The organism is Kitasatospora sp. NPDC096147, from assembly GCF_044763225.1.
Classification (GTDB): Bacteria; Actinomycetota; Actinomycetes; order Streptomycetales; family Streptomycetaceae; genus Kitasatospora.
Genome location: NZ_JBIWFX010000021.1, coordinates 26,666 through 52,401 on the forward strand (window position 1 = coordinate 26,666; position 25,736 = coordinate 52,401).

General features: G+C 72.9%; 22 protein-coding genes. 4 read left to right on the top strand and 18 right to left on the bottom strand.

Translation table 11 applies throughout. The annotated features are described in order from the left end of the window. Window positions 1-15: 15 nt before the first annotated feature. The 5 genes from ACIRBX_RS35855 to ACIRBX_RS35875 form a co-directional block, all read right to left on the bottom strand. Window positions 16-801, bottom strand: coding sequence for an adenosylcobinamide amidohydrolase (locus ACIRBX_RS35855; protein ID WP_402304019.1), 786 nt, complete (start codon window positions 799-801; stop codon window positions 16-18). A gap of 186 nt (window positions 802-987) precedes the next feature. Further along, window positions 988-1,791: an endonuclease I family protein gene (locus tag ACIRBX_RS35860; protein WP_402304021.1), complete on the bottom strand. Its 804-nt coding sequence runs from the start codon at window positions 1,789-1,791 to the stop codon at window positions 988-990. A gap of 268 nt (window positions 1,792-2,059) precedes the next feature. After that, window positions 2,060-2,935 carry an MBL fold metallo-hydrolase gene (locus ACIRBX_RS35865; RefSeq protein ID WP_402304024.1) on the bottom strand — a complete coding sequence of 292 codons (876 nt, stop codon included), beginning with the start codon at window positions 2,933-2,935 and terminating at the stop codon, window positions 2,060-2,062. Between the two features lie 11 nt (window positions 2,936-2,946). Beyond that, on the bottom strand, window positions 2,947-4,389 hold the full coding sequence (locus tag ACIRBX_RS35870; protein WP_402304027.1) for a SulP family inorganic anion transporter: 1,443 nt from the start codon (window positions 4,387-4,389) through the stop codon (window positions 2,947-2,949). A gap of 232 nt (window positions 4,390-4,621) precedes the next feature. Further along, entirely contained in the window at window positions 4,622-5,968 is a 1,347-nt protein-coding gene (locus ACIRBX_RS35875; RefSeq protein WP_402304029.1) for an MFS transporter, read from the bottom strand. Between the two features lie 126 nt (window positions 5,969-6,094). On the opposite strand from ACIRBX_RS35875, the gene ACIRBX_RS35880 reads away from it, so the two are divergent. Next, window positions 6,095-7,003 carry a LysR family transcriptional regulator gene (locus ACIRBX_RS35880; protein ID WP_402304031.1) on the top strand — a complete coding sequence of 303 codons (909 nt, stop codon included), beginning with the start codon at window positions 6,095-6,097 and terminating at the stop codon, window positions 7,001-7,003. Window positions 7,004-7,419: 416 nt separating this feature from the next. Here ACIRBX_RS35880 and ACIRBX_RS35885 read toward each other — a convergent pair whose 3' ends face one another. The 5 genes from ACIRBX_RS35885 to ACIRBX_RS35905 all read right to left on the bottom strand — a co-directional run bounded on the left by ACIRBX_RS35885 (window position 7,420) and on the right by ACIRBX_RS35905 (window position 14,861). Beyond that, the gene (locus ACIRBX_RS35885; protein ID WP_402304033.1) at window positions 7,420-10,437 is read right to left on the bottom strand and encodes an alpha-mannosidase; all 3,018 of its coding nucleotides are present in this window, start codon (window positions 10,435-10,437) and stop codon (window positions 7,420-7,422) included. Window positions 10,438-10,469: 32 nt separating this feature from the next. Then, window positions 10,470-11,747: a glycosyl hydrolase gene (locus ACIRBX_RS35890; protein WP_402304036.1), complete on the bottom strand. Its 1,278-nt coding sequence runs from the start codon at window positions 11,745-11,747 to the stop codon at window positions 10,470-10,472. Between the two features lie 14 nt (window positions 11,748-11,761). Further along, complete coding sequence (locus ACIRBX_RS35895; RefSeq protein WP_402304038.1) at window positions 11,762-12,619, bottom strand: carbohydrate ABC transporter permease; 858 nt, start codon at window positions 12,617-12,619, stop codon at window positions 11,762-11,764. A 2-nt stretch (window positions 12,620-12,621) separates the two neighbouring features. Further along, a complete protein-coding gene (locus tag ACIRBX_RS35900; RefSeq protein ID WP_402304041.1) occupies window positions 12,622-13,494 on the bottom strand; it encodes a carbohydrate ABC transporter permease in 873 nt (290 codons plus the stop codon). Window positions 13,495-13,586: 92 nt separating this feature from the next. Then, complete coding sequence (locus ACIRBX_RS35905; protein WP_402304043.1) at window positions 13,587-14,861, bottom strand: extracellular solute-binding protein; 1,275 nt, start codon at window positions 14,859-14,861, stop codon at window positions 13,587-13,589. Window positions 14,862-15,021: 160 nt separating this feature from the next. Here ACIRBX_RS35905 and ACIRBX_RS35910 point away from each other — a divergent pair, with 160 nt between their 5' ends. Continuing rightward, on the top strand, window positions 15,022-16,047 hold the full coding sequence (locus ACIRBX_RS35910; RefSeq protein ID WP_402304045.1) for a LacI family DNA-binding transcriptional regulator: 1,026 nt from the start codon (window positions 15,022-15,024) through the stop codon (window positions 16,045-16,047). 121 nt (window positions 16,048-16,168) lie between these two features. Further along, window positions 16,169-18,598, top strand: a complete 2,430-nt coding sequence (locus ACIRBX_RS35915) for a discoidin domain-containing protein (RefSeq protein WP_402304047.1) — start codon at window positions 16,169-16,171, stop codon at window positions 18,596-18,598. A 107-nt stretch (window positions 18,599-18,705) separates the two neighbouring features. Here ACIRBX_RS35915 and ACIRBX_RS35920 read toward each other — a convergent pair whose 3' ends face one another. Together ACIRBX_RS35920 and ACIRBX_RS35925 are read right to left on the bottom strand one after the other, a co-directional pair. Beyond that, window positions 18,706-19,053, bottom strand: a complete 348-nt coding sequence (locus tag ACIRBX_RS35920; protein ID WP_402304050.1) for a hypothetical protein — start codon at window positions 19,051-19,053, stop codon at window positions 18,706-18,708. A 12-nt stretch (window positions 19,054-19,065) separates the two neighbouring features. Beyond that, the gene (locus ACIRBX_RS35925) at window positions 19,066-19,956 is read right to left on the bottom strand and encodes a LysR substrate-binding domain-containing protein (RefSeq protein ID WP_402304052.1); all 891 of its coding nucleotides are present in this window, start codon (window positions 19,954-19,956) and stop codon (window positions 19,066-19,068) included. 131 nt (window positions 19,957-20,087) lie between these two features. Here ACIRBX_RS35925 and ACIRBX_RS35930 point away from each other — a divergent pair, with 131 nt between their 5' ends. Further along, the gene (locus tag ACIRBX_RS35930; protein ID WP_402304054.1) at window positions 20,088-20,822 is read left to right on the top strand and encodes a flavodoxin family protein; all 735 of its coding nucleotides are present in this window, start codon (window positions 20,088-20,090) and stop codon (window positions 20,820-20,822) included. 497 nt (window positions 20,823-21,319) lie between these two features. Here ACIRBX_RS35930 and ACIRBX_RS35935 read toward each other — a convergent pair whose 3' ends face one another. From ACIRBX_RS35935 to ACIRBX_RS35960, 6 genes are all read right to left on the bottom strand, one after another. Next, window positions 21,320-22,225 (bottom strand): serine hydrolase, encoded by a 906-nt coding sequence (locus ACIRBX_RS35935; protein WP_402304056.1) that lies wholly within the window; start codon window positions 22,223-22,225, stop codon window positions 21,320-21,322. 62 nt (window positions 22,226-22,287) lie between these two features. Then, window positions 22,288-22,557 carry a DUF6253 family protein gene (locus tag ACIRBX_RS35940; RefSeq protein WP_402304059.1) on the bottom strand — a complete coding sequence of 90 codons (270 nt, stop codon included), beginning with the start codon at window positions 22,555-22,557 and terminating at the stop codon, window positions 22,288-22,290. Continuing rightward, window positions 22,554-23,363, bottom strand: coding sequence for a maleate cis-trans isomerase (locus ACIRBX_RS35945; RefSeq protein ID WP_402304061.1), 810 nt, complete (start codon window positions 23,361-23,363; stop codon window positions 22,554-22,556). Before ACIRBX_RS35945 ends, ACIRBX_RS35940 begins: the two co-directional genes overlap by 4 nt. Window positions 23,364-23,393: 30 nt before the next feature. Continuing rightward, the gene (locus ACIRBX_RS35950) at window positions 23,394-24,074 is read right to left on the bottom strand and encodes a transglutaminase family protein (protein ID WP_402304063.1); all 681 of its coding nucleotides are present in this window, start codon (window positions 24,072-24,074) and stop codon (window positions 23,394-23,396) included. 15 nt (window positions 24,075-24,089) lie between these two features. Then, a complete protein-coding gene (locus ACIRBX_RS35955) occupies window positions 24,090-25,208 on the bottom strand; it encodes an acyl-CoA dehydrogenase family protein (protein WP_402304065.1) in 1,119 nt (372 codons plus the stop codon). Window positions 25,209-25,319: 111 nt separating this feature from the next. Then, on the bottom strand, window positions 25,320-25,694 hold the full coding sequence (locus ACIRBX_RS35960; protein WP_402304068.1) for an ectoine synthase: 375 nt from the start codon (window positions 25,692-25,694) through the stop codon (window positions 25,320-25,322). Window positions 25,695-25,736: the final 42 nt, after the last annotated feature.

The following is a 25,736-nucleotide window of genomic DNA, read 5'->3' on the forward strand; positions in this document are numbered from 1 at the left end:
AGGGCGCGCGGGCCGTCAGGGGAGGAAGCACTCCGACCGGGGCGCGGGGTGCGGGGCGGGCGGTCCGGTGCGGCGGGCGAGCGTGTCGGCCCGGGCGCCGTCGAGGACGGCGCGGTGGACGGCGCGGGCCAGCCGCGCACCCCACGGGGAGCGCGGGCCGCCGAACGGCTCGGTGGCCCGGCCGGGTACGGGGGTGCGGACCGCGACGCAGACCGCGTCGGAGGGGGTGCCGGTACAGGCGTAGCCGGCTTCCAGCAGGGCCTGCACCTTGGCCTCGGTGGCGGTGGCCAGCAGGTTGACCAGGCCGGCGTCGGAGACCGCCACGGGGACCACGGCGACGATGTTGACGGTGCCGGGCACGTACGCGGTCGGCACCGTCCGGTCCGCTCCGGGAGGGTCGGTCGGCTCCGGCGCCGCCGCCCAGGTGGGGACGCCGAGCCCGGTGGTCACCAGGGCGGTCACGCCGCCGTCCTCGGACCGTGTCGCCCGGTCCACCTCGGCGGCGGTCATCAGCCCGACGCCCGGGCCGGTCAGTCCCTCGGCGGCGGCCAGTTCGGCCAGGTGCCGGTCCGGGTCGAGACGGTCGTAGCCGGACCGGACCTGGGCGTTGAGCACCCACTGGCGTTCGCCGATCCCGCCGCCCAGGACCGCGCTGCTGACCATCCGCCAGCCCGGTCCGGCCCGCCAGAGCAGGTGGTGGCGGCAGGCCCCGTCCTCGGCTCGGGCCGAGCGGTCGACGAGGACCGGTGCGCTGCCGTCGACGGCCGCCGCGGCTCGCGGGACGCGGTCGGTCTCCGTCATCCGGGGCTGTCCTCCGTGCTCCGGCCGCCGGTCCGTGTGCCGGCGATCCGCCCCGATCCTACGGTCCCGCCTCCTCGGCGGGGCCGGGGCACGGGTCCTTCCTGCCCGGCACGGGCAGGAAGGACCCTTCGGCCGCGACGGTGCACGGTGTCACGGCCGTCCTCGGCGGTCGGCCGGATCGCGGTGCTACCAGATGAGGTTGACCCACTCGGGGTGGTCGATGAAGGGGTTCCGGTTCTTCTGGTAGGTGTCGAAGATGATCTGGTTGCGGCGCTCCTCGAAGGCGCTCGGCGGGTCCTGCTGGTTCCACTGCTTGAGCACCGAGAGCCGGCCGTGGAAGCGGGTGCTGCCGTTGATCGAGTCGTTCGCCTCCAGGTCCGGGAAGGAGTCGTCGCCCTCGTAGCGGACGGCCATGTAGAGGATCATCCGGGCCACGTCGCCCTTGTCGGCGTCCCGCGGCTCGAAGGAGTCGGCGTCGGTCAGGCTGCCCGGGGCGCCGGCCACCGGGCTGCCGCCCTTGTCGAAGTCCTTGTTGCCGCGGGTGCTGTTGACCTGGACGTCGGCCGCGCGCAGGTGGTGCAGGTCGGTGCCGGGGCCGGCCGAGGTGCCGAAGTTGCCGTGCGACTGGGCCCAGACGTGCTCGCGGTTCCAGTCGCCGACGTTGCCCCCGTTGAGGGACTTGCTGCGCGAGACGCCGCTGTAGAGGAGCAGCACGTTGGCGGAGTTGTTCGGGTCCTGGTCGGTGGTCTTGAGGGCGTTCCAGACCGCGTCGTAGGAGATCTTGCTGGTGCCGCTGCCGATGATGGTGTGCAGCGAGGACTTGAGGGCGGCGCCGGACTTGCCGACGGCGTTCTTGTAGTACGTGCTGTCGTACGCCGTGGTGGTGGCACCGGCGGGCGTGGCGGTGACGGTGGGCAGGGTGAGGCCGACCAGGACGGCGGCCACCCCGGCCGCCAGGCTCTTCCAACTGCCTCTGCGCGCAACGGACATGGGGACGGATCCCTTCGTGGGGGAGGGCACGCGAGTCCGGGTGCCGCCCTGGGGCACCACTGGTCTACGCGTGTTGACGTCATGTCAGGCGAGAGCATGACAGCTCCCGGTCGGTGCCCGAGTAACCAGCAGGAGGCGGTTCCGTGACGTTCTCGCATACGCCGCGTCGGCGCAGCCGGGTGGGGCCGCTGCCACCGTCGCGTCGCGCGGCGGCCCCACCCGGCTGCGCCGACACGGGTGCCGGTGGGAGAGGCGAGTCGGGCCCGGGTCAGCGGTGGATGGCGAAGTCCGGGTAGGTGTACTCGCCGGGCTTGTCGCCGATCTCCTCGATCGCGGCGCGGATCCGGTGGAGGTGGTCCACGGTGAGTTCGAGCCGGTGCTCGTCGGGGTGGTGGGTGGCGAAGTGGCGGAACTCGACGCTGGGGGTCGCGGTCATCTCGATGTGGCAGCCGAGCACGTGGGTGACGGGGCGGGTGGCGGCGAAGGCGATCAGGCGGTCGATCGAGCGGGTGAAGGCGGCCCAGTCCTCGACGTACAGCCGGCCCGGGTAGACGGTGTCCCCGGTGAGCAGGAAGCCGGTGTGGCGGTCGTGGAAGGCGACCGAGGCGGCGTGGTGGCCGGGGATGGCGAAGCAGTCGAGCACCCGGCCGCCGCCGAGGTCGAGGGGCACCACGGTGTCGGGGTCCGCGTCGGGGCCGGGGTCGAGGCCGAGGAAGGCGAAGGCCGCGTCCCGGTCGGCGGGCACCAGCCGGGTGGCCGGGCGGTCGGCGAACTGCGGGTCGCCGGCCTTGTGGTCGCCGTGGCCGTGGGTGTGCAGGACCAGCAACTCGTAGCCATCGCGCGGGTTTTCGGCCAGCCAGGCGTCGATCAGGCCGTCCACGGTGGCGCGCAGCGGGAAGTACGCGGGGGAGGCGGTGGCCCCGGTGTCGATCAGGACGGCGCGGTCGGCTCCGAAGAACAGGTAGAGGAACGGGGCCTCGTAGTGCACCGCCTTGTTCTGCCGCAGGATCACGGTGTGCTCGTCGTAGGCGTACACCTGGATGTCCGGGTCGGTGTTGTGCTTGGCCGATTCGGAGCCGTGGATCCAGCGGACGTCGATCGGGCGGGCGGTGGGCGTGCCGGTGCGGAAGTCGATCGTGTTCACGTCGGAGGAAGCTAGCGGGCGCTCAGCTGCTCGTCCAGCGGTTCGTCCGTCCACGGCGCGAGGGCGGTGCGGCAGGCGTGGTCGAGGTGGCGCAGCTCGCTGAGGTCGAGTCGCACGGGCCGGTCGGCGGGCAGGCGCTCCAGGGTTTCGAGCAGGCGGGGCAGGCGCAGGAAGGTGGCGTTGCCGGCCAGTCGCAGGGTGGTGCTGCCGTCGCTGTGGTCGGTCACCGAGAGGTGCAGGTGCGAGGTGTCCCAGGCGGACTTGAGGACGGCGAGCAGCAGGCCGAGCAGCACGCCCTCGAAGAGGTTGGTGGCCAGGATCGCGAGCGCGGTGACGCCGAGCACCACGGCCTCGCCCCGGTGTGAACGCCACAGCTGGGCCAGCGACTTGACGGGGAGGAGCTTGAAGCCTGCGTGCACCAGGACGCCGGCCAGGGCGGCCAGTGGGATCAGGGTGAGGGCGGCCGGGATGAGGGCGGCGAAGAGCAGCAGCCAGAGGCCGTGCAGGACGCGGGAGGCCTTGCTGCGGGCGCCGGCCTGGACGTTGGCGGCGCTGCGGACGATGACGGCGGTCATCGGGAGGGCGCCGAGCAGGCCGCAGACGGTGTTGCCCGCGCCCTGGGCGAGCAGTTCCTGGTCGTACCGGGTCGGCGGTCCGTCGTGCAGGCGGTCCACGGCGGCGGCGCTGAACAGGCTCTCGGCGGAGGCGATCAGGGCGAAGGCCAGCACGGTGCCGAGCACGTCGAGCCGGCCGAGCAGGGCGAACTCCGCTGCCCCGGGCGGCCGTACCGCGTCCAGCAGGCCGGCGACCCGGACCCGGGCGACGTCCAGGTCGAGCGCCCAGGTGGCCAGCGCGGCGAGGGCGACGGCGGCCAGCGGGGCGGGCAACAGCCGGGCGCGCGGCGGCAGGTGCGGCCAGAGCAGCAGGACGGAGACGGTGCCGCAGCCGAGCGCGGCGGCGGTCAGCGCACCGGGGGAGGAGGCGGTGGCGGCCAGCAGCCGGGGCAGTTCGGCCAGGTTGGCCAGGCCGTGGCCGGGGGCCGGGGTGTCCGTGAGGGCGTACAGCTGGCCGGAGATCAGCACCAGGCCGATGCCGGCCAGCATGCCCTGCACCACGGCCACCGAGATGGCCCGGAAGGCGCGGCCCCAGCGCAGCGCACCCATGGCGAGTTGGAGCAGTCCGGCGGCGAGCGTGAGCACGCCGAGGGCGGGCAGCCCGAAGGTGCGGACGGCCTCCAGCACCAGCACGGTGAGACCGGCGGCCGGGCCGGAGACCTGGAGGCTGCTGCCGGGCAGCAGGCCGGTCAGCAGACCGCCCACGATGCCGGTGACCAGGCCGAGTTCGGCGGGCACGCCGGAGGCGACGGCCACGCCGACGCAGAGGGGGAGGGCCACCAGGAAGACGACCAGGGAGGCGGCGAGATCCTGCCGCAGGAGGACGGGACGACGGGTCATCGGGTCCTTCGCATTCTCGAGACCGAATGGATCTGACAGTCAGTCAAGAATGAGTAAAACAAGATGGTCGGACCGGTCCGCAGACTGCTTCGGGGGCGCACGGCTGCACCCGCGCCGGGCCCGGTCGAGGGCGCGTGCGCGGGCGGTCGCCGGGTGGGCGGGGCAGGGCCGGGAGGCTTGCGGGGCGTTCGGGGCGCCTCTGTCGGGGTGTTCCGGGGGCGGGCCGGGCGTGTCAGGCGGCGCGGCGGAGCTGGCTGAGGGCCGCCGTGCCGAGCACCAGCACCACGGCGGCCACCACCCGGTAGCCCCCGGCCAGCCCCTCGCCCAGCGGCCCGGTGGAGATCGCGGTGCCGACCGCCGCCACCCCGAGGGCACTGCCCAACTCCCGGGTGGAGCTGTTGATCCCCGATCCGAGACCGGCCTGCCGGGGTGGCAGGGCGGCCATGATCCCGGCCGACAGCGGAGGAGCCGTCAGCCCGGCACCGGCGGCCATCAGCACCTGGTAGGCGGCGTACAGCGGGTAGGGAGTGCCGGCACCGATGGTCGAGAGCAGCAGCAGCCCGGTCAGCAGGCAGCCGAAGCCCGTCGCCACGACCGGCAGGCGGCCGAAGCGGGCGGCCAGGGCGGTGCTGCGCCGGGAGACCACCAGCATGCCGACCGCCAGCGGCAGCACGCCGAAGCCGGTGGCCAGCACCGAGAAGCCCTTCACCTGCTGGAGGTACTGCGCGTTCACGTAGAACAGCGCGAACATCCCGAAGAACACCGCACCGATCCCCAGGGCACCCGCCCGGATCGCCGGGAGGCGGAACAGGCGCGGGTCCAGCATCGGGTGCTCACGCCGGAGTTCGTACCGGACGAAGGCGGCGAGCAGGAGTACGGCGGCGGCCAGGCTGAGCAGTGCGGCCGGGGTGCCCCAGCCCCGGGACGGGCCCTCGATCACCCCGTGCAGCAGCGCCAGGAAGCCGGCCACCAGCAGCACGCTGCCCACCGGATCCTGCCGGGTCCCGCGCAGCGGGGTGGCCGGGACCACCGCCGTCACCAGGGCGAGCAGCAGCAGGGCGGCGGGCGCGCAGACCCAGAACAGCGACTGCCAGGGCAGGAGTTGGAGCAGCAGACCGCCGCCGAGATTGCCCAGCACACCGGCCAGGCCGGTCATCGAGGCCCAGGTCCCGATGGCCTGGGCCCGCTCGCCGGGCGGGAAGACGTGCACCAGCACGGCGAGGGTGGCGGGCAGCACGAGCGCGGCCCCGGCACCCATCACGGCCCGGCCGGCGATCAGCAGCGGGACGGCGGAGGCCGCCGCACAGAGCACCGCGCCGAGGGCGAGGATGCCGAGGCCGGCGAGCATGGTGCGCTTGTGGCCGTAGTGGTCGCCGGCCACCCCGGCCGGTATCAGCAGACCGGCGAAGACGATGACGTAGGAGTCGACGATCCAGAGGAGCTGGGTCGCCGTGGGGTGCAGCGGGCCGGCGGCGATCGGCGGGACCGCGAGGTTGATGGCGGCGACCATGGCGATGGTCAGCACCACACAGGCGCAGAGCAGGGCGAGGACGCGCTGCGGGGAGTGGGTCGTGGGCACGGGTGGGTCCGGCTTCCTGGGAAGGGTGGGGTGGGATGCGCCCAGGCTAGGAAGCGACGTGGGTTGCGTTCAAGTGCAAAGATGGCAAGGGAGAGTTGCGCTGGACGCAAGGAGGAGGGTGGTCGGATGGGCGAGCTGGACCTGAATCTGCTGGTGGCGCTGGACGCGCTGCTGGAGGAGGAGAGCGTGACCGGCGCGGCCGAGCGGCTGCACCTGTCGGTACCGGCCATGAGCCGTACGCTGGGACGGCTGCGCAGGGCCCTGGGGGACCCGGTGCTGGTCCGCTCCGGGCGTGCGATGGTGCCCACGCCCCGGGCCCTGGCGCTGCGTGCGCGGGTGCACGGCGTGCTGGTGCAGGCGCAGGCCCTGTTCGCCCCCGACGGACCGCCCGACCCGGCCGCCCTGACGGGCAGTCATGCGCTGCTCGCCCACGACGAGATCGTGCACTCGCTCGGGGCTGGACTGCTGGCGGCGGTGGGGCGGCTGGCCCCCGGGCTGACGCTGCGGTTCCTGGCGGAGCCGTCGAACGACAGCGACCTGCTGCGGCGGGGTGAGGTCGCGCTGGAGATCGGGGTGCTCGGGGACGCGCCGGCGGAGGTCACCGTGGAGCCGCTGCTGACGGACCGTCTGGTGGGCGTGGTCCGGGCCGGGCACCCGCTGGCCTCGGGCGGGCGGGTCACCGCGCGGCGGCTGGCGGGCGCGCGCCACCTGGCGGTCTCCCGGCGCGGACGGCTGACCGGCCCGCTGGACGAAGCCCTGGCCGGGGCCGGCCTGGCCCGGACGGTGGCGGCCACGGTGCCGACCTTCGCGGCGGCGCTGCTGCTGCTCCGGGAGGCGGATCTGGTCGGGATGGTGCCGGAGCGGCTCTGCCGCCGCACGGTGGAGGGGCTGGGGTTGCGGACCTTCCCGGTGCCGCTGGACCTCCCGGAGCTGCCGATCGCGATGGCGTGGCACCCCAGGTACGAGCTGGACGGGGCGCACGGCTGGCTGCGCGGCCAGGTCCGGGAGGTGGCGGCGGAGTACGCGGAGCAGTAGCCGAGAGGGCGCCGGGTCGGTGCTCGGTGCTCGGTGCCCGGCCCGGCGGTTCGGGCAGGTGGTTCGGGCAGGCGGTACGGGCAGGCGGTACGGGCGGGTGGTTCGGGCAGGCGGTTCGGGCGTGTGGTTCGGGCGGGTGGTTCGGGCAGGCGGTACGGCAGGGCAGCGACCCAGGGGCGCGAGGAACTGCGCGGGGCGGTAGGCGGCCCACCGTGAGGTCGGGGCAGGTGAGTCAGGTGCACGTGCGGCCGCTCCTGCGGGGACGCCGCACCACGTGCACCTGACCGACCTGCCCTCGGTGACGGACGCTGCCGTCCCCCTTCGCGCAGTTCCTCGCGCCCCTGAGCGCCTGCCCCGCCGCCTCCTCGCGTTTGGCCCTGCCGTCTCCTCGCGGAGCGCCTGCGGGGCCGTCCCGGTCAGCGGGTGAGGCGGAGGGTCACCAACTCGAAGGGGCGGAGGTGGAGTTCGATGGTGGAGGCGTCAGGGTCGGCGGGGCCGGTGGGGCGTTCGAGGAGGTCGCAGTACTGGGCGCCGGTGAGCGGGAAGCCGGCGCTGAGGCGGGCCCGGGCCCGGGCGCCGTGGGCCTCGTAGAGGCGGACCACCACGTCGCCGCTGCCGTCGTCGGCGAGCTTGACGGCGCTGAGCACCACCGCGTCCTGATCCACCGTCACCAGCGGTGCCACTCCCTCCGCCGAGCCGACCGCACGCCGCTCCGGCAGGTTGATCCGGTAGCCCTCCCGGACCGCGTCGGCGACCGTGGCGCCCGGGACCAGGGCGTGGTGGAAGTGGTGGGTGCCCTGGTCGGTGTGCGGGTCGGGGAAGCGCGGGGCACGCAGCAGTGAGACCCGGACGGTGGTGGTGGTGCCGTGGTCCTCGGGGCGGACGGTGCGGGTGACGTCGTGGCCGTAGGTGGAGGCGGTCACCACGGCGACGCCCCAGTCCGGCTCGGCGAGGTGGACGAAGCGGTGGTTGCACGCCTCGAACTTGGCCGCCTCCCAGCTGGTGTTGGTGTGGGTCGGCCGGTACAGGTGGCCGTACTGGGTCTCGGAGGCGTACCGCTCGGTGTGCAGGTCCAGCGGGAAGGCGGCCTTGAGGAACTTCTCGGTCTCGTGCCAGTCCACCTCGGTGTCCAGGTCGAGCCGCCCGGAGCCGGCCGTCAGGGTGAGGGTCTGGACGACCGAGGAGGAGCCGAAGGACCGGGTCACCCGGACCGCGACCGCGCCGGGCGAGTCGGCGGCGAGCTCCAGCGTGTCCAGCCCGGTCAGGTCGGTACCGGTGTTGCGGTAGAACTGGTCGACGTCCCAGGCGTCCCACATGTTCGGGAAGTCGGGGTGGAGTTGGAGCAGATTGGCCGCCGCGCCCGGGGCCACCGCCTCCCGTCCGGTGGCGTCCTCGACGGCCGAGACCACCAGGCCGCGCCCGTCCACCTCGACCGTCAGCAGCCCGTTGGCCAGCCGGAAGCCGCCGTCCTCCCGCGCCGTCACCGAGCAGCCCGCGCCGGCCGGCACCGCCGCGCCCGCCCCGGCCGGCACGCCCGTCCGGGTGTGCGGGGCGGCGTTGAAGACCAGCTCGGTGGAGCCCTCGCCGGCCAGCGCGGCGAGCGCCGCCTCGATGATGCCGGTCAGCTCGGCGGCCACCGCCGCGTACGTCGCCTCGGCCTCCCGGTGCACCCAGGCGATCGAGGAGCCGGGCAGGATGTCGTGGAACTGGTGCAGCAGCACGGTCTTCCAGATCCGGTCCAACTCGGCGTGAGGATAGGGGAATCCGGCCCGGACGGCGGCCGTGGCGGCCCACAGCTCGGCCTCCCGGAGCAGGTGCTCGCTGCGCCGGTTGCCCTGCTTGGTGCGGGCCTGGCTGGTCAGGGTGGCCCGGTGCAGTTCGAGGTAGAGCTCGCCGACCCAGACCGGCGGGGCCGGGTACTCGGCCTCGGCCTTGGCGAAGAACTCGGCGGGGCGCTCCCACCGGACCCTGGGCGAGCCCTCCAGATCGCGCAGCCGGGCCGCCTTGCCGACCATCTCGCGGGTGGTGCCGCCACCGCCGTCGCCCCAGCCGGTCGGCGCGATCGAGTGCGAGGCTCGGCCCTTGTCCTTGAAGTTCCGCACCGCGTGGGCGAGTTCACGGCCGAGCATGGAGCAGTTGTAGGTGTCGATGGGCGGGAAGTGGGTGAAGATCCGGGTGCCGTCCAGGCCCTCCCAGAGGAAGGTGTGGTGCGGGAACTTGTTGACCTGGCTCCAGGAGATCTTCTGGGTGAGCAGCCACTTGGAGCCTGCCGCCTTGATGATCTGCGGCAGCCCGGCGGCGAAGCCGAAGGTGTCCGGCAGCCACGCCTCCTCGTTCTCGATCCCGAACTCGTCCAGGAAGAAGCGCTTGCCGTGGACGAACTGGCGGGCCATCGCCTCCGAGCCGGGCATGTTGGTGTCCGACTCCACCCACATGCCGCCGGCCGGGACGAACCGGCCCTCGGCCACCGCCTTCTTCACCCGGGCGTAGACCTCCGGCCGGTGCTCCTTGATCCAGGCGAACTGCTGGGCCTGGGACATGGTGTAGACGAAGTCCGGCTCGTCCTCCAGCAGGGCGGTCATGTTGGCGGTGGTGCGGGCCACCTTGCGGACGGTCTCGCGCAGCGGCCAGAGCCAGGCCGAGTCGATGTGCGCGTGGCCGACCGCACTGAGCCGGTGGGCGGACGGTTCGGCGGGCACCGCCAGTACCCCTGCCAGCTCCGAACGGGCTGCGGCGGCGGTGGAGTTGACGTCCTGGAGGTCCAGGGCATCGAGGGCCCGCTCGATCGCCCGCAGGATGTCCCAGCGCCGGGCCCCCTCGACCGGTAGCTCGGCCATCAGCTCGCCGAGCACCTCCAGGTCCAGCACCAGCTCGTGCACGGTGAGGTCCAGCACCGCGAGATCCAGCCGGACGAGGCGGTACTGCGGCTCCGAGCCGGCCGTCGCCCTCTCGCCCAACTCGGTCGGCACGAACGGGTGGTAGTCCATGATGACCGGATTCGACGCGGCCTCGACGTGCAGCAGCACCTGCTCCCCGCCGGCCGCCGGGGAGGCGATCCGCACCCACTGGTTGCGCGGGTTGAGCCCCTTCACCGGGCTGCCGTCGGGGCGGTAGACCAGGCCCTCGCACTGGAAGCCGGGCATGTTGGCGTCGAAGCCGAGGTCGATCAGCGCCTCGACGGTGCGGCCCGCCCACTCGGCGGGGACGGTGCCGCTGACGGTCAGCCAGCTGGTGCCCCAGGGGGCGCCCCAGCGGTCCCCGGCGGCGATCGGGGTGCGCGGCGCGGCGATCCCCTCGGCCACCGGCACCGGCTCGTCCGGGGCGGTCCAGATCCCGGCGGTCAGCGGCACGCTCTCGGGGTAGAGCGCCGGGCGGATGCGCTCCTCCAGGACGCGCTTGAGCCGGGCTTCGACGAGGCTGCGGTCATCGTGCATGGGTGAAGGCTCCCTGAGGGTGAGGGACGGATTCAGCGGACGTCGTCGACGGTGAGGATCTCGGTGATGCCGCGCGTCGCCAAGTAGGCGTCGTCCTCGGCGTGTTCGATCAGGACGGCGGTCGGCCTGGCACCGTCGGCAGCCAGCCGGGCGAAGGCCTCGAAGTAGGCGCCGCCGGGCGCGCAGACCGAGCGCTTGGGTGCCTCGCGCTCGCCGCCCACGTCCAGCACCAGTGCGGTGGAACGCGGGGCGGGCGGGTGCCAGCCAGCCCTGGCCCCGGCCACCGCGGCGGCCAGGGCCAGGCCGGCCGGCTTGGGCCGCCGGTCGTTGGTCAGCAGGCCCAGGGTGTACTCCAACTCGGGGAAGTCGGCCAGTGAGCGGCTGACGTCGTGCGAGCACCACCAGGTGACGCCCCAGAGGTCGGGGCAGTCCAGCGCGGCGGTCACCGTGGCGGCGGTGAAGTGGTCGGCCCGCTCCGGCGGGACGTGCGGGGCCGGGGCACCGACCTCCTGGAGCCAGACCGGCCGGTGCGGGTCCTCGGCCCAGGCCTTGGCCAGCTCGATCAGGTAGGCGGCGTGGCCGGTGGTGGCGGGGGCGTCCGGGCCGTGCCGCTGGGCGGTGCCGTTGAAGACCCAGGAGTGCACGGCGGTGACCCCGCCCAGCCGGGCCGACTGGCCGGGGGTGAAGGGATGGTCGTCCTGGTAGTACGCGGCGTCGTACTCGGCGTGCAGGTGCAGCCGCCCCGGGGCGCCGCGCTCGCAGGCGGCCAGCATCCTGGTCAGCCAGTCCTCGGCCTGCTGAGGGGTGATCAGGTCCGGGTCGGGGTGGGGGCCGGAGGAGAACTGGTTGATCTCGTTGCCGACCGTCATGCCGAGGAAGTTCGGCCGGTCGGCCAGCGCGGCGGCCAGGGTGCGCAGGTACTCCTCCTGGGCGGCCGTCACCTCCGGGTCGGTGAAGAGGTTGCGCCGGTGCCAGGTCCGGGTCCAGGCGGGGAGGAAGTCGAAGCTGGACAGGTGGCCCTGGAGGCCGTCCACCGCGACGTCCAACCCCCGCTCGGCCGCCGCGTCGGCCAGGTCGACCAGCTGCTCGACCGCGCGCGGCCGGATCAGCGTGCGGTTCGGCTGGAACAGCGGCCAGAGCGGGAAGACCCGGAGGTGGTCGAGGCCGAGCGCGGCGATCGAGTCCAGGTCGGCCCGGACGGCGGCCGGGTCGTAGTCCAGCCAGTGGTGGAACCACCCCTCGCTCGGTGTGTAGTTGACGCCGAAGCGCGGGACGGCGGCGGCCCCGGGGACGACGGGGGTGGCGGACACGGAAGTTGACCTGGTCAACCCTTCACAGCTCCTTCCTCGACCCCGCGGAAGAAGAACCGCTGGAGGGTGGCGAAGACGACGACGATCGGGAGGAAAGCGATCATGGTCCCGGCGGCGATCAGCCGGGGGTTGGCGCTGAACGTGCCGTTCAGGTACTGGAGTCCGACGGTGAGGGTGTACTTCTGCGGGTCGTTCAGCACGATCAGCGGCCAGAGGAAGTCGTCCCAGGCGCCGATGAAGGTGAAGATCACCACCACGCTGAGCATCCCGCGGACGTTCGGCAGCCCGACGTGCCAGAGCCGCTGCCAGACGGTGGCGCCGTCCACCAGCGCGGCGGCGTCCAACTCCGGTGGCACGGCGGCGAAGGCGGTCCGCATGAGCAGCACGTTCAGCATCGCCAGCGCGCCGGGCAGCGCCACCCCGAGCAGGGTGTCGGCCAGGCCCAGGCTCCGTACGGTGACGTACTGCGAGACGATGGTGACCTCGCCGGGCAGGATCAGGGTGGCCAGGAAGAGGCCGAGCACCAGCCGGGCGCCCCGGAAGCGCAGCCGGGCCAGCGCGAAGCCGGCCAGGGTGGCACCGACCGCGTTGCCGAACACCGCGACGGCGGCCACCAACAGGGAGTTGGCGGCGTAGGTCCAGACCGGGATGGTGTCGGCGACGGCCCGGTAGTTTGCCAGCGTCGGGTGGTCCGGGAGGAAGTCCGGGGTGCGGGTGTAGATGTCTTCGGCCGGACCCTTGAGCGAGGTGGAGAGCTGCCAGAGGAAGGGGCCGACGGTCAGCAGCAGCACCAGCAGCAGGAGGGCGTAGCGGGCGGCACTGCCGCCGGGGGAGGGGGAGTTGAAGCCGCGTCGGGTGGCGGGGGCGCGCACGGTCAGTCCGCCTTCCGGTTGAGCCGGGCCAGCAGGAGCATCGGGGCCAGCGTGATGGCGAAGAGCAGCAGGCTGAGCGCGGAGGCGTAGCCGAGGTGGCCGGTGAAGCCCCGGCTGTACATCTGGATCAGCATCACCACCGACATGTCCCGGCCGCCCGGGCCGCCGGTGCCGTTGGAGAGCACGTAGAGCTCGGAGAAGACCCGCAGCGCGGAGACCGAGATCAGCACCGAGACCAGCAGCATGGTGGGCCGCACCCCGGGCAGCGTGACGTGCCAGAACCGGCGGAGCGCGGAGGCGCCGTCCACGGCGGCGGCCTCGTGCAGCTCACGGCCGACGTTGGCCAGTGCGGAGAGGTAGATGACCATGTAGTACCCGAGGCCCTTCCAGACGGTCAGGGCGATCGCGCTGAGCAGCAGCAGCCAGCGGTCGGTGAGGAACGGCACGGGGGCGGTCACCACCCCGAGCTGCTGGGCCATCCCGTTGATCACGCCCCGGTCGTCCAGCACCCAGCCCCAGATCAGCGCGACCACCACGGCGGAGGCGATCACGGGGGTGTAGAAGGCGGTGCGGAAGAAGGTGATGCCGGGCAGCCGGCGCTGCACCAGTAGCGCCAGCAGCAGCGGGAGCAGGGTGAGCAGCGGCAGGCAGACCAGCAGGTAGACGATGCTGTTGACCAGGGCGTCGGCCAACTGCTCGTCTCCGAAGGCCCGTTGGTAGTTGTCGAGGCCGGTGAACCGGCCGCCGCCGAGCGGCTTGGCGTTGGTGAAGGAGAGCACCACCGTGTTCAGGGTGGGCCAGAGGTTGAAGACCACCAGCCAGACCACGGCGGGGCCGGCCAGCAGCCAGGGGGTGAACCAGCGGCGGTGGGTCATCCGATCCTTCCTGGGGCCGGGAGGGGTGTGCGGGGTGGCGGGGCCGGGGCTCAGTGGGGGTGCGGTCCGGCCCCGCCGGTCCGGAGGGGCCGTCAGTCCTTGAGCAGTTGGTTGCACCGGGCCACGGCGGTGTCCAGGGCGGCCTTCGAGGTGGTGTCCCCGCTGATCGCCAGTGCGATCTGCTGGTTGATCACGTCGCTCATGGCGTCCTGCACCTGGACGGGCTGGAGCATCCGGGCCTTGGCCAGCGAGCCGAAGGCGATCACCTTGGCCTCGCTCGCGTTGGTGCCCTCGCTCTTGGCGAAGTACGGATCGCTCGCGGACGCCTTGGTGGAGGGGAAGATGCTGGTCAGGTGGGCGAACGCGGCCTGGTTGGCCGGGCTGGTGACCCAGCGGGCCAGTGCGACCGCGGCCGGGGCGTTCTTGGTCGCCTTCGGTACCGAGACGCCCTGGACGTAGAGCGGCGGGGTGCCGAAGGCGGCCGAGGGCACCACCTTGGGCGCCAGGGTCGGGTTGTCGGCGGCCAGCGAGGTGATCAGGTTCCCGCCGCCGGTGGTCCAGGCGACGGTGCCGGCGGTGAAGAGCTTGGAGTTCCCCGCGTACTTGTCGGTCAGCACGTCGCGCGGGAGCAGGCCCTCCTGGAAGGCGGCCCGGTACTTGTCCAGCAGGGCGGCGGCCTGCGGGGTGTTGAAGGTGAAGGAGCGGCCGTCCGCGGCCATGATCGGCACACCCTCGTTGGCCAGGTCGCCGAGGCCGGGCTTACGGCTCATCAGGTAGGCGTCCGTACCTGCCTTCTGTTTGAACGTCCTTGCCTGGGCGATGAGTTCGTCCAGGTTGGTGGGGAGCTTCTGCGGATCCAGGCCGTACTTGGCGAGCAGCTCGGAGTTCCAGTAGTTGACGTCGGTGTTGAGGTACCACGGGTAGCCGAAGGCGCCGTCCCGGCCGGGGAAGCGGTAGGCGTCGATGCCGCCGGCCACGTACTCCTCGGTCAGCTTGGGGTCGGACTTCGCCAGGTCGAGCAGCAGGCCCTGCTTGGCCAGCGGCAGGGCGAAGTCGGGCGGCAGGTTGACCACGTCGGGCAGGGTGCCGCCGGCCGCCTGGCTGAGCACCTTGTCGGAGTACCCGTCGCCGGGCTGGTCCAGCCACTCCACTTCGGTGCCCGGGTACTGCTTCTCGAAGGCGTCGATCACACCCTGCACGTAGTCGGTGAACTTGGGCTTCAGTGCCCAGGTCTGGAGCGAGACCTTGCCCTTGACCTCGCCGCCGACGGCGGTGTCGGCGCTCTCGGTGTCGTCGCTCAGGCCGCAGCCGGTGAGCGCGGTGGCGGCGAGCACGGCGGTGGCCAGTGCTGCGGGGATGCGTCTCATGAGGGTCCGGTGTCCGTCCTGCCGAGGGTGGAAGAGGAACGTGCAGCGGCCGGCCGGCGATGGGGGAGGAGTCGCGGTGTCCGGACGACCTAAACCGGTCTAGTGACCCGGGGAGCATGCTCCTGGCTACACTCCGGTGTCAAGAGAGAGGTCAGGTTCGATGGGCAGACCGACGATTGCCGACATCGCCCGCGAGGCGGGCGTCTCGAAGGGCGCGGTCTCGTTCGCGCTCAACGGACGGCCGGGGGTGAGCGAGGCGACCCGGGAGCGGATCCTCGCGGTGGCGGAGCGGATGAACTGGCGCCCGCACAGCGCCGCCCGGGCGCTCGGCGGGGCCCGGGCCGGGGCGGTCGGGCTGGTGATCGCCCGCCCGGCCCGGACCATCGGGGTGGAGCCGTTCTTCGCCCAGCTGCTGTCGGGCCTCCAGGCGGAGCTGTCCGCCCGCTCGGTGGCGCTGGAGCTGATGGTGGTCGAGGACACCGCCGCCGAGATCGGGGTGTACCGCCGCTGGGCCTCCGAGCACCGGGTGGACGGCCTGGTGGTGGTGGACCTGCAGACCCGGGACCGGCGGATCGCCGTGCTGGAGGAACTCGCCCTGCCCAGCGTGGTGTTGGGCGGCCCGGGCGGTCACGGCTCGCTCTCCAGCGTGTGGGCCGACGATCGCGAGGCGATGCTGTCGATCGTGGACTACCTGGCCGCGCTCGGGCACCACCGGATCGCCCACCTGGCCGGCCTGCCGGCCTTCCAGCACACCCGGCGCCGGATCCGGGCGGTCCGGGACGCGGCCCGCCGGCTCGGCCTGGAGGCGGTCTCGGTGCCCACCGACTTCAGTGACGCCGAGGGCGCCGCCGCCACCCGGGCCCAGCTGGCGAAGCCCGCCCGCCCCACCGCGCTGGTCTACGACAGCGACGTGATGGCACTGGCCGGGCTGGGCGTGGCGGCCGAGATGGGCGTCTCGGTGCCGAGGGAGCTCTCGGTGGTCTCCTTCGACGACTCGGTGCTGACCCGGGTGGTGCACCCCGCCCTCACCGTGCTCACCCGGGACACCTTCGCGCTCGGCGAGCAGGTGGCCCGCACCCTGCTGTCGGCCGTGGACGAACCGGGTGCCCAGCTGGTGCTGAAGATGCCCACGCCGCGCCTGCTGGTCCGGGAGAGCACGGCGGTCCGCGACCCGGCGCACCCTTGACAGGGACAGCTAAAACGATTTAGGTTCCCGCCCAGCCCGGCCGCCGCCGTCACGGCCGGGCACAGCGCCATCCGCACCAGCCCACCCTCTCGGCGCCAGCGCGCCGGATCGGAGCACTCGGATGAGACGAACCCTGGTACCGCTGCTGCTCGGCGCCGCCCTCGGGGTGGCCACGCTCGCGGCCCCGCCCACCGCCGGTGCCGCACCCGCCCCGGCCGTCACCGCCGCCGGGAACCAGCCCTACGCCTCCTACTGGCACCCGAGCACCCTCGTGAACTGGGACCCGGCCACCGACCCGGACGCCCGCTTCAACCGCTCCTCGGTGCCGCTCCAACCCCGTTTCACCGACCCGCAGTTGAAGGCGAACCCGAACGCCCGGGCGGGCGAGGGCAAGGTGGTCTCGCTGGTCTCCTTCGGGCCCACCTCCAACAACCCCTCGCAGGGCTCGGCCAGTCCGGACTACTACGCCTTCACCCACTGGCAGTACGTCGACACCCTGGTCTTCTGGGGCGGCTCCGCCTCCGAGGGCCTGATCCTGGCCCCCAACTCCACCGTGATCGACGCCGCCCACCGGAACGGGGTCAAGGTCTACGGCACCGTCTTCTTCCCGCCCGCCGCTTACGGCGGCCAGCTCCAGTGGGTGCGGGACTTCACCAAGAAGACCGGCTCGACCTACCCCGTCGCCGACAAGCTGGTCCAGGTCGCGCAGCAGTACGGCTTCGACGGGTGGTTCGTCAACCAGGAGACCGGTGGCGGTGACGCGGCGCTGGCGAGCGAGGTGCGCAACACCATGCGCTACGCCAAGTCCCGTGGCGCGGTGGACTTCATGTGGTACGACGCGATGACCGAGGGCGGCTCGGTGAGCTGGCAGAACGCCCTCACCTCGGCCAACGACGCCTTCCTCCAGGAGGGCGCCCAGCGCACCTCCGACTCGATGTTCCTGAACTTCAACTGGAGCTCCTCCGGGCTCGACTCCTCGAAGAACCTGGCCCGTTCGCTCGGGCGCAGCGAGTACGAGCTGTACTCCGGCATCGACACCGAGGCGAACGGCTACAACTCCTCGGTGGACTGGGCCTCGCTCTTCCCGGCCGGCCGGCCGCACACCACCTCGCTCGGCCTCTACCGTCCGGAGTGGACGTACAACTCGTCCAGCTCCCGGGCCGACGCGCAGGCCCGCGAGGCGCGCTACTGGGACGGCGCCAACGGCGACCCGTCGAACACCACCACCTCCTCGTCCTGGAAGGGCCTGGCCGGCTACGTGCCGGAGTCCTCCCCGGTGACGGCCAAGCCGTTCGTCACCTCCTTCAACGGCGGCCAGGGCGACTTCTGGAACGCCGCCGGGGTGCGGGTGAGCCCGACCGGCTGGAACAACCTCTCGCTCCAGGACGTGCCGCCCACCTACCGCTGGCTGGTCTCCTCGACCGGCAGCAGGCTCACCCCGTCGATCGACTTCACCGACGCCTACGAGGGCGGCTCCTCGCTCCGCCTCTCCGGGAAGCTGGACGCCGTCAACACCGTCCGGCTCTACCAGAGCCGGCTGCCGGTGACCGCCGACACCAGGCTCTCGGTGGTGCTGAAGACCCCGGCCGCCGGGGCCGGCAACCTCAAGGCGGCGGTGGCCTTCACCGACGCCCCCACCACCTTCGTCCCGCTCGACCTCGGCGCCACCACCGGCACCGGCTGGGAGCGCAGGACCCTGGACCTCTCGGCGTACGCGGGCCGCACCATCGCACAGCTCGGGCTCCAGGTCACCGGCAGCGCCGCCGCCTACGACGTCAAGGTCGGCCAACTCGCCGTCTACGACGGCACGGTGGACAGCCCTGCGGCGCCCACCGGCCTGACCGTGCTCGGCGCCACCGACGTCACGGCGGCGCAGAAGTCGCTCCGCCTCGCCTGGACGCCCTCCTCCGGCGGTGCCCCCGTGCACCACTACGAGGTCTACCGGCGCAACGCCGACGGCAGCCGCACCCTGCTCGGCGCGACGCCGAACGACGCGCTGTACGTCCCGAAGCTGGACCGGGCCGGCACCGAGGCCACCGCCACCCTGGAGGTGGACGCGGTCTCCACCGAGTACGGTCGCGCCACCGGCGGTACGGCGACGGTGAGTTGGAGCGGCACCACCCCGCAGACCAACCTGGCGCTCAACCGCCCGGCCACCGCCTCCGGCACCTGCAACGCCAACGAGGGCCCGGCCAAGGCCGTCAACGGCAGCGTCTCGGGCGGCACCACCGACAAGTGGTGCGCGCTCAGCTCCGCCAAGTGGCTGGAGGTGGACCTCGGTGCGGCCAGGGCGCTGACCGGCTTCACGGTCAAGCACGCGGGCGCGGGCGGCGAGAGCGCCTCCTACAACACCCGGGACTTCACCGTCCAGGTCCGCAACGCCACCACCGACGCCTGGACCACCGCCGTCACGGTGACCGGGAACACGGCCGGCACCACCACCCACCCGGTGAGCCTCACCGCGCGGTACGTCCGGCTGGTGGTGACCAAGCCGACCCAGACCAGCGATCCGGCGGCCCGGATCTACGAGTTCGAGGCCTGGGGTTCCTGATCCCTCGTCACCCCGGCACCCGGCCGGGCGCCCCGCCGGCCCGGTGTCGGTCGGGTGCGCTGCGGGTCGGGCGCGCTGCCGGTCGGGTGCCGGGCCCGGTCCGTCGCTCAGTGCGGGAGCTGGAACACCTGGAGGTTGTTGCAGACCACGAAGCCCTCATGGGTGCCGTCGGACACGATCAGGGTCCGCCAGGAGCTGCGGATCTCCCGGTCCAGGTCGGCGAACTTCTGGATCTCCGCCGCCTGGGCCCGGCTCGCCCGGGTGATGGTCAGCGGATTGAACACCCGGCGGAGCTTCATCGCCGCCACTCCGACGAAGAGGGCCTCCAGGGCCGGCTCGGTGTCGGTCTCCGAAGCCCGAAGCACCAGCTCCCGATGGGAGACCGAGTACCGCCACGGCCGGAACGCGCGTTCGTAGGACAGCGGGAGGTCGCCCCGGTGGGCTATCAGTGTCATGCCACCAGTGGATCACGCCGACGCGCCCTCGCGGAGCAGGAGTTCACGCAGTGAGCCGGCCGCGGCCGAGGGCTCGGCGGGGGCCAGCACCACCTGGTCGGCGGTGGTCGACGGCCCGGTGAGCGGGACCACGGCGATGCCGGGCGGCGCCACGTCCAGGGCGGATTCGACGGTGATGCCGATGCCCGTCCCGGCGGCCACGTGGGCCGCTATGGCGTGCACGCTGTCGGCGGTCCGGATGATCCGCAGCTCGGCCCCGCCGGCCCGGAAGGCGGTCAGCAGCCGGTCGCAGAGGCCGCTGTTGATCTGGTGCGGCCAGGTCAGCAGGCTGCTGCCGGACAGCTCCGAGGTGCTCAACTCGCCCTGCCAGGAGAGCGGGTGGGAGGCCGGCAGGAGCGCGACGAACCGCTCGCTGGAGAGCAGGCTGGCCCGCGCGCCGGTCAGCTCGCCGGTCGCCCAGCCGATGCCGAGGCCGATCGTCCCGGCCCGCAGCGCGCTCACCTGGGCGGCCGTGGACATCACCTCCGGCACGATGGTCACCTCCGGATGTCGCTCGCGCAGCAACGGCAGGCAGCGCAGCAGCAGTTGGTGACAGGTGTACTCGGCGTGCGCCACCACCAGCGTGGCCCGCGCCCCGTCCCCGGAGGCCAGCGCCCGGCCGCGCTGCTGGAACCGGCTCAGCTGGGCCAGGGTGGCGTGCGCCTCGGGGAGCAGCGCCTCCCCGAGCTCGGTCAGCGCGACCCGGCGGCTGGTGCGGTGGAACAGCCGCCCGCCGAGGGTGCCCTCCAACCGCCGGACGGCCTCGCTGACGGTGGGCTGCCCCCGGTGCAGCCGGGCCGCCGCCCGTCCGAAGTGCAGCTCCTCCGCGACCGTGACGAAGGCTTCGAGTTCGATCCTGTCCACCGGAGCAGGCTAGCGCGATCGATCGGTGCGGCCGATCGCTGCACGCCGGAGAACGCCGTTGATGCCGCGCCGGACGCGCGGTCAGATGGTGGGCAGACGGATCGTCCCCCAGCGGAGAGCAGTGAACAGCCATGACCCTGAACGCCACCGACACCCAGCCGGGCACCGACGCCCTCCCCACGGTCACCCTGACGGTGGTCTACCACTCGGTTCACGGCCACACCGAGGTGCTGGCCGAGCACCTGGCGGCCGGGGCCCGGTCGGTGCCGGGAGCGGCGGTGCACCTGGTGCGGCTACGGGCCGAGGACGTCAACGCGGGGCGCTGGTACGACCCGGAGGTGATGGCGCTGCTGGAGCGGTCCGACGCGATCGTGTTCGGCTCGCCGACGCTGATGGGCAGTGTCTCGGCGGTGTTCAAGGCGTTCATGGAGGCGGCGTTCACGCCGTTCACCACCCAGGCCTGGAAGGACAAGCTGGCCGGGGCGTTCACCATGTCCGCCTCGCAGAGCGGTGACAAGCTCACGGTGCTGGAGCAACTCGCGGTGTTCGGCGCCCAGATGGGCATGCAGTGGGTCGGCGTCGGCGACATGCCCGGCAACAACTGGAGCGGCGGCTCCCGGGACGACCTCAACCGCCTCGGCTCCTGGCTCGGCCTGATGAGCCAGAGCCACGCCGACCTCGGCCCGGAGAGCGCCGGCTCGCGTGGCGACCTGCTCACCGCCGAGCGCTACGGCGAGCGGATCGCCCGGCTGGCGCAGCGCTGGGTGAACGCGGTGCCGTACACCACGCCCCGGATGACCGAGCACGAGGCGCGGGCGCTCTCCGCCTCACTGCGGGAGCCGGCGGGCGCACTGGCCGGGGCCTGACGCGGCGCCGCCCGCGCGAGCCGGGCCCCGGCCCCTGCACCGGCCCCGGTCGTCCCGAGGGGTCGTCAGGAGTGGTCGTCAGGAGGGCGCCGGGAAGCCCGGGTCCGTCCGGGGACCGGCTCGCGTGGCGACCTGCTCACCGCCGAGCGGATTGCCCGGTTGGCGCAGCGCTGGGTGAACGCGGTGCCGTACACCACGCCCCGGATGACCGAGCACGAGGCGCGGGCGCTCTCCGCCTCGCTGCGGGAGCCGGCGGGCGCACTGGCCGGTGCCTGACGCGGCGCCGCCCGCGCGAGCCGGGCCCCCGCACCGGCCCCGGGCGTCCCCAGGGATCGTCCCGAGTGGTCGTCAGGAGTGCGCCGGGAAGCCCGGGTCCGTCCGGGGACCGGCTCGTGCGAGCGGCACCGGCCGGGCCCGGAGGTCCGTCGAGTCTGGGGCTCCGCCGGGCCTGCCGCGCAGGACGCCCGGTCGGCTCCTGGGCCTCGCCGTGCCCGGTGTCAGGCCGGCCCGGCGAGGGCCGCGACCGCGAGGGCGGCCACCCGGCCGATCGCGGCACTGATCGCGGCATCGTCCGCGCCGGGGGCGGAGCGGGTGAGGACGGCGGCGGCGTAGCGGTGGCCGTCGGGGAGGGTGATCACGCCCACCTCGTTGCGGACCACGCCGAACAGGCTGCCGCTCTTGGCGGCCACCCGGACGGGCGGGCGGAAGCCGCTGCCGAGCCGGTGCCGGGTCAGCTGACGGGCCATCACCGATCTGACCCGGGCGCAGGCTTCGGCCGGCCCGGCCCGGTCGGTCCAGATCAGCTCCAGCAGGCGGGTCATGTCACGTGCGGTGGTGCGCAGCGGGCTGTGCACCGGGTCCAGGGCCCGGACGGTGGGCACCAGCCGGTCGGACTCGGCCACCTGCTCGGGCGTCGCGGTGGCGGCCCAGGACTGCAGGTCGGCCCAGCCGGCCCGGCCGAGGTCCCGGCCGACGTCGTCCAGCAGGGTCCGCAAGTCGGCGTCGACGGCGGTGCCGGTCAGGCCGAGCCGCTGCGCCGTGGCGTTGACCGTGTCGGTGCCGATCCACCGGAGCAGTTCGTCGGTGCTGGGGTTGTCGCTGATGGTGAGCATCAGCGGCACCAGGTCGCGCAGCGAGAGCTCGACGTCGTCGGCCAGCAGCGAGACCCCGGTCGGCCCGTCGGTCCGGTCGTCGGCCCGCAGGGTGACCCGTTCGCGCGGATCGAGCCGGCCGTCGGCGAACCGGGTCTCGGCCTCCAGCGCGATCAGCACCTTGGCGGTCGAGGCCGCTGCGGCCGGGGAGTCCGGAGCGAGCGCCACCTCGCCCCCGCCGTCGAGGGACCGGACGCAGAACGATCCCTCGCACCCGGCCGCTTCGAACGCGTGCCGCATCTCGTCCGTCATGGCGCCGATTGTGACAGCCCCCCTGCCCCGGCCGGAGGCGGGGCAGGGGGCGGCGGTGGCGGTCAGGGGAGCCGGGCCTCGGAGAGCGGGCGGACGGCGGCCAGCGTGCCCACCGTGGTGGCGGCCACGGCCGCACTCCGGTGGCCCTCCCGGCGCTCCGCGTAGCGGAGGAACTGCGGCAGCCGGTCCACCCGGCGCAGGTGACCCTTGATCAGGGCCAGCCCGTGCACGTGCTCGCCGTCCTCCCGCCAGCAGACCAGCGGGACGCGGTAGGTGTCGCCCTCCGGAGTGCCGAAGACGGCCTCGAAGGTCTGTGCGTCGAGGAGGCTCACGCCGCGCCGTCCTTCGGGGTGACGGTGAACAGGTGGCCGTAGTCGGTGACGGCGGCGGCCAGGTGGGCGGCGTCGGCGAGGTGCAGCGCGTGCCACATGATGACCTGGTTGGCCGTCAGGACGTGGAAGCCGAGCTCCTCCTCCAGCGGCTTGATCGTGCCGACCGCGCGGATGCCGTTGCCCGCCACCAGGACCGCGTCCGGGCGGTGCGCCGCCACGGTGGTGCGGATCCAGGCGGAGAGGTTCTCCGGGGTGATCGCCTGCTGGTTCGAGGGCAGTCCGCACGGGCCGTGGTGCACCACCTGGTAGCCGAACTCGCCGAAGTAGTCCGCGCCCTTGGTGGAGAGCGCGTCGTCGAACCACGGCGGGTTCACCACCGCGATCCGGCGGGCGCCGAGCGCGTCGAAGGCGGCCCGGGCGGCCTTGGTGGTGCCGGTGATCGGCAGGCCCCGGGTGACCGGCCGCAGCCGCTCGTAGAGCTCCTGCTCGCCCTGCGCCTTGAGCGCGTAGCTGGAGGAGGTGAAGCCCAGGGTGAGCGCGTGCAGCGGGGAGGCGGCCAGCAGTTCGACGGCCTGATCCAGGTACGGGGCCTGGACGAAGGAGAGGATCGGGTCGTACGGGATCTTCTCGTCCATCTCGCCGCCGGCCCGCATCGCGGCGAAGTGCACCCGCGAACCGTGGACCGTCACCGACTCCGGTGCCAGTGCCTGGAGTTCGGCCTCCGGGCCGACGTCCGCGTGCGGGACGACGACGCCGATCCGGGTGGAGGCGTCCCAGCCGTCGACGGGCGGGGGAGTGCTGCTCATCGGGGGTCTCCTAACCGGGTGGGTGTGCTGCTAGCGCGTGAGGGTGCCGGCCTCGTCGGCCAGCCGGCCGCCGGCCACCGTGCCGGTGCCGGTGCTGTCCAGGAACTTGGGGTGCTTGCGGCGCATGTTCGCCAGCACGAAGTCGTACGGGAGGTCGTCGTAGGCGCCGTGGTCGGTCAGGAACTCCATCGAGCCACCGCCCTCGGCGGTCGGGTGGTAGAGGCTGTCGGTGCGGCCGTCGAACTCCAGCGGCTGCATGCCGTAGAGCTTGCAGAGCAGCTTGTTGAAGACCGGGGTGGCCTTGACCCACTTGCCCTCCAGGTGCACCTGGGTGAGCGAGTGGAAGAACACGTCGCTGCCGATGTGCTCCAGCAGCCGGGGCGAGGCGAGGTGGTTGCGCACGTCGGCGTAGACCAGCCGGGAGGGGATGCCGACGGCCCGGACGGCCGCCGCGTAGAGAACCGACTTGTGCATGCAGAAGCCGGACTTGGTGGTCACGGTGTTCGAGGCACGCAGGCCGTCCTGGTCCAGCGGGGCACCGTAGACCTCGTAGAAGACGCCGTCGCGGACGGCGTAGTAGAGCTCGATCGCCTTGGTGACCGGATCGGCGGAGCGGTCCTTGACCGCGTGGTCGACGAAGGACTGCACCTCCTCGGTCTGATGGTCCAGGAAGGCGGTGGGCTTCGTCAGGTGGTCGAACTGCTCGGTCATGACGGGGAGTTCCTCTCAGAGGCCGAGAAGGGTGGCGATCCGGTTGCGCTGGATCTCGGAGGTGCCGGAGTAGATCGTCCCGGCGATCGAGTTGCGCAGGTCGCGCTCGATGCCGTACTCGGTGAGCACGCCGCGCCCGCCGTGGATCTGCACCGCGTCCAGCGCGGTCTGCAGGTTGGCCTCGGAGACCACGGTCTTGGTGGCCGCGAGGTCGAGGGCGGAGTCCTCGTTCCGCTCCACCTTGGCGCCGGTGTCGGTGAGCCACTTGCGGGCGGTCTCGACCCGGATCTTCATGTCGGCGATCTTGTGCGAGACGGCCTGGTAGTCGCCGATCGGCCGGCCGAACTGCTGCCGCTCCTTGGCGAAGGCGATGGTGCTCTCCAGCCGCCTGGTCATCTCGCCCAGGGTGAGCGAGAAGCCGAACAGCACCTCGCGCTTCATTACGTGGTCCAGCACCAGGAAGCCGGTGCCCTCCCGGCCGACCCGCTGGCTGACCGGCACCCGGAGGCCGTCGAAGGCCAGGGTGCCGACCGGGCTGGTGCGCAGGCCGATCTTGTCCATCGAGGGGCCGACGGTGAGGCCGGGGGTGCCGGCCTCGACCAGCAGGGTGGTCAGGCCGAACGGGCCGGGCTTGCCGGTGCGCACGTAGAGCAGGAAGAGGTCGGCCACCGGTGCGTTGGTGATGAACATCTTGCCGCCGTCGACCACGTAGTGGTCGCCGTCGCGGCGGGCGGTGGTGGCGATGTTCATCGCGTCGGAGCCGCCGCCGCTCTCGGTGATGGCGTGCGCGGTGATGGCCTCGCCGGACATGATGCGCGGCAGGTGACGGGCCTTCAGCTCCGCGCTGCCGAAGCGCTGGAGCGGCACGCCGACCGAGACGATCTGGGTCGAGGCGGAGAACGACAGGCCGGCGTCGTGCGAGACGTACCCCAGGCCCTCCAGGGCGCGCATGGTGGCGGTCAGGCCGTGGCCGGCCCCGCCGTACTCGGTGGCGAAGTGGGTGCGGAACAGGCCGCTCTCCCGGAGCGCCTTCCACTTGTCGTGCGGGAATTCCCCGGCGGCGTCCAACTCGGCCAGTCCGGCGTTGAGTTGATCGGCCCACGGGGCGGTCAGCTGGTACAGGTCCTCGGTCACGTCGGGCTCCTCGGGTGGGCTCCTCGGCAGGGCGGCGCGGGTGTCCGGCGCGGGCCGGGCCCGCCGCGCAGGGGGCGCGGCGGGCCCGGTGGCGCGGGACGCCGGGGCTGCTCAGTACTGCGAGAAGCCGTCCTCGGAGAGGGTGTGCTTCTCGGTGCCGACGATCGGCGGGTTGAAGATCGACACCAGCAGCAGGTCCTCGTCGTCCGAGGCGATCAGGTAGTGCGGGTCGTGCTTGTCCAGGACGTAGATGGTGCCCTTGGTGATCTTGTGGCGGGTACCGTCCTTCTCCACGACCTCACCGGAGCCGCCGACGCAGTAGCACGCCTCCAGGTGGTTGCGGTACTGCAGCGCGCTGGACGTGCCCTTGCGCACCAGGGTGTCCGCGACGGCGAAGCCCATGCCGTCGGACTTGGTCAGCAGGCGGTGGCTGGTGCCGTTGCCCCACTCGACCGGGGCGACGTCATCGAGGCTGCGAACGAACATCTCTGTTTCTCCTTGGGGGTGCGGAAGCTGTTCCGCGAGTGG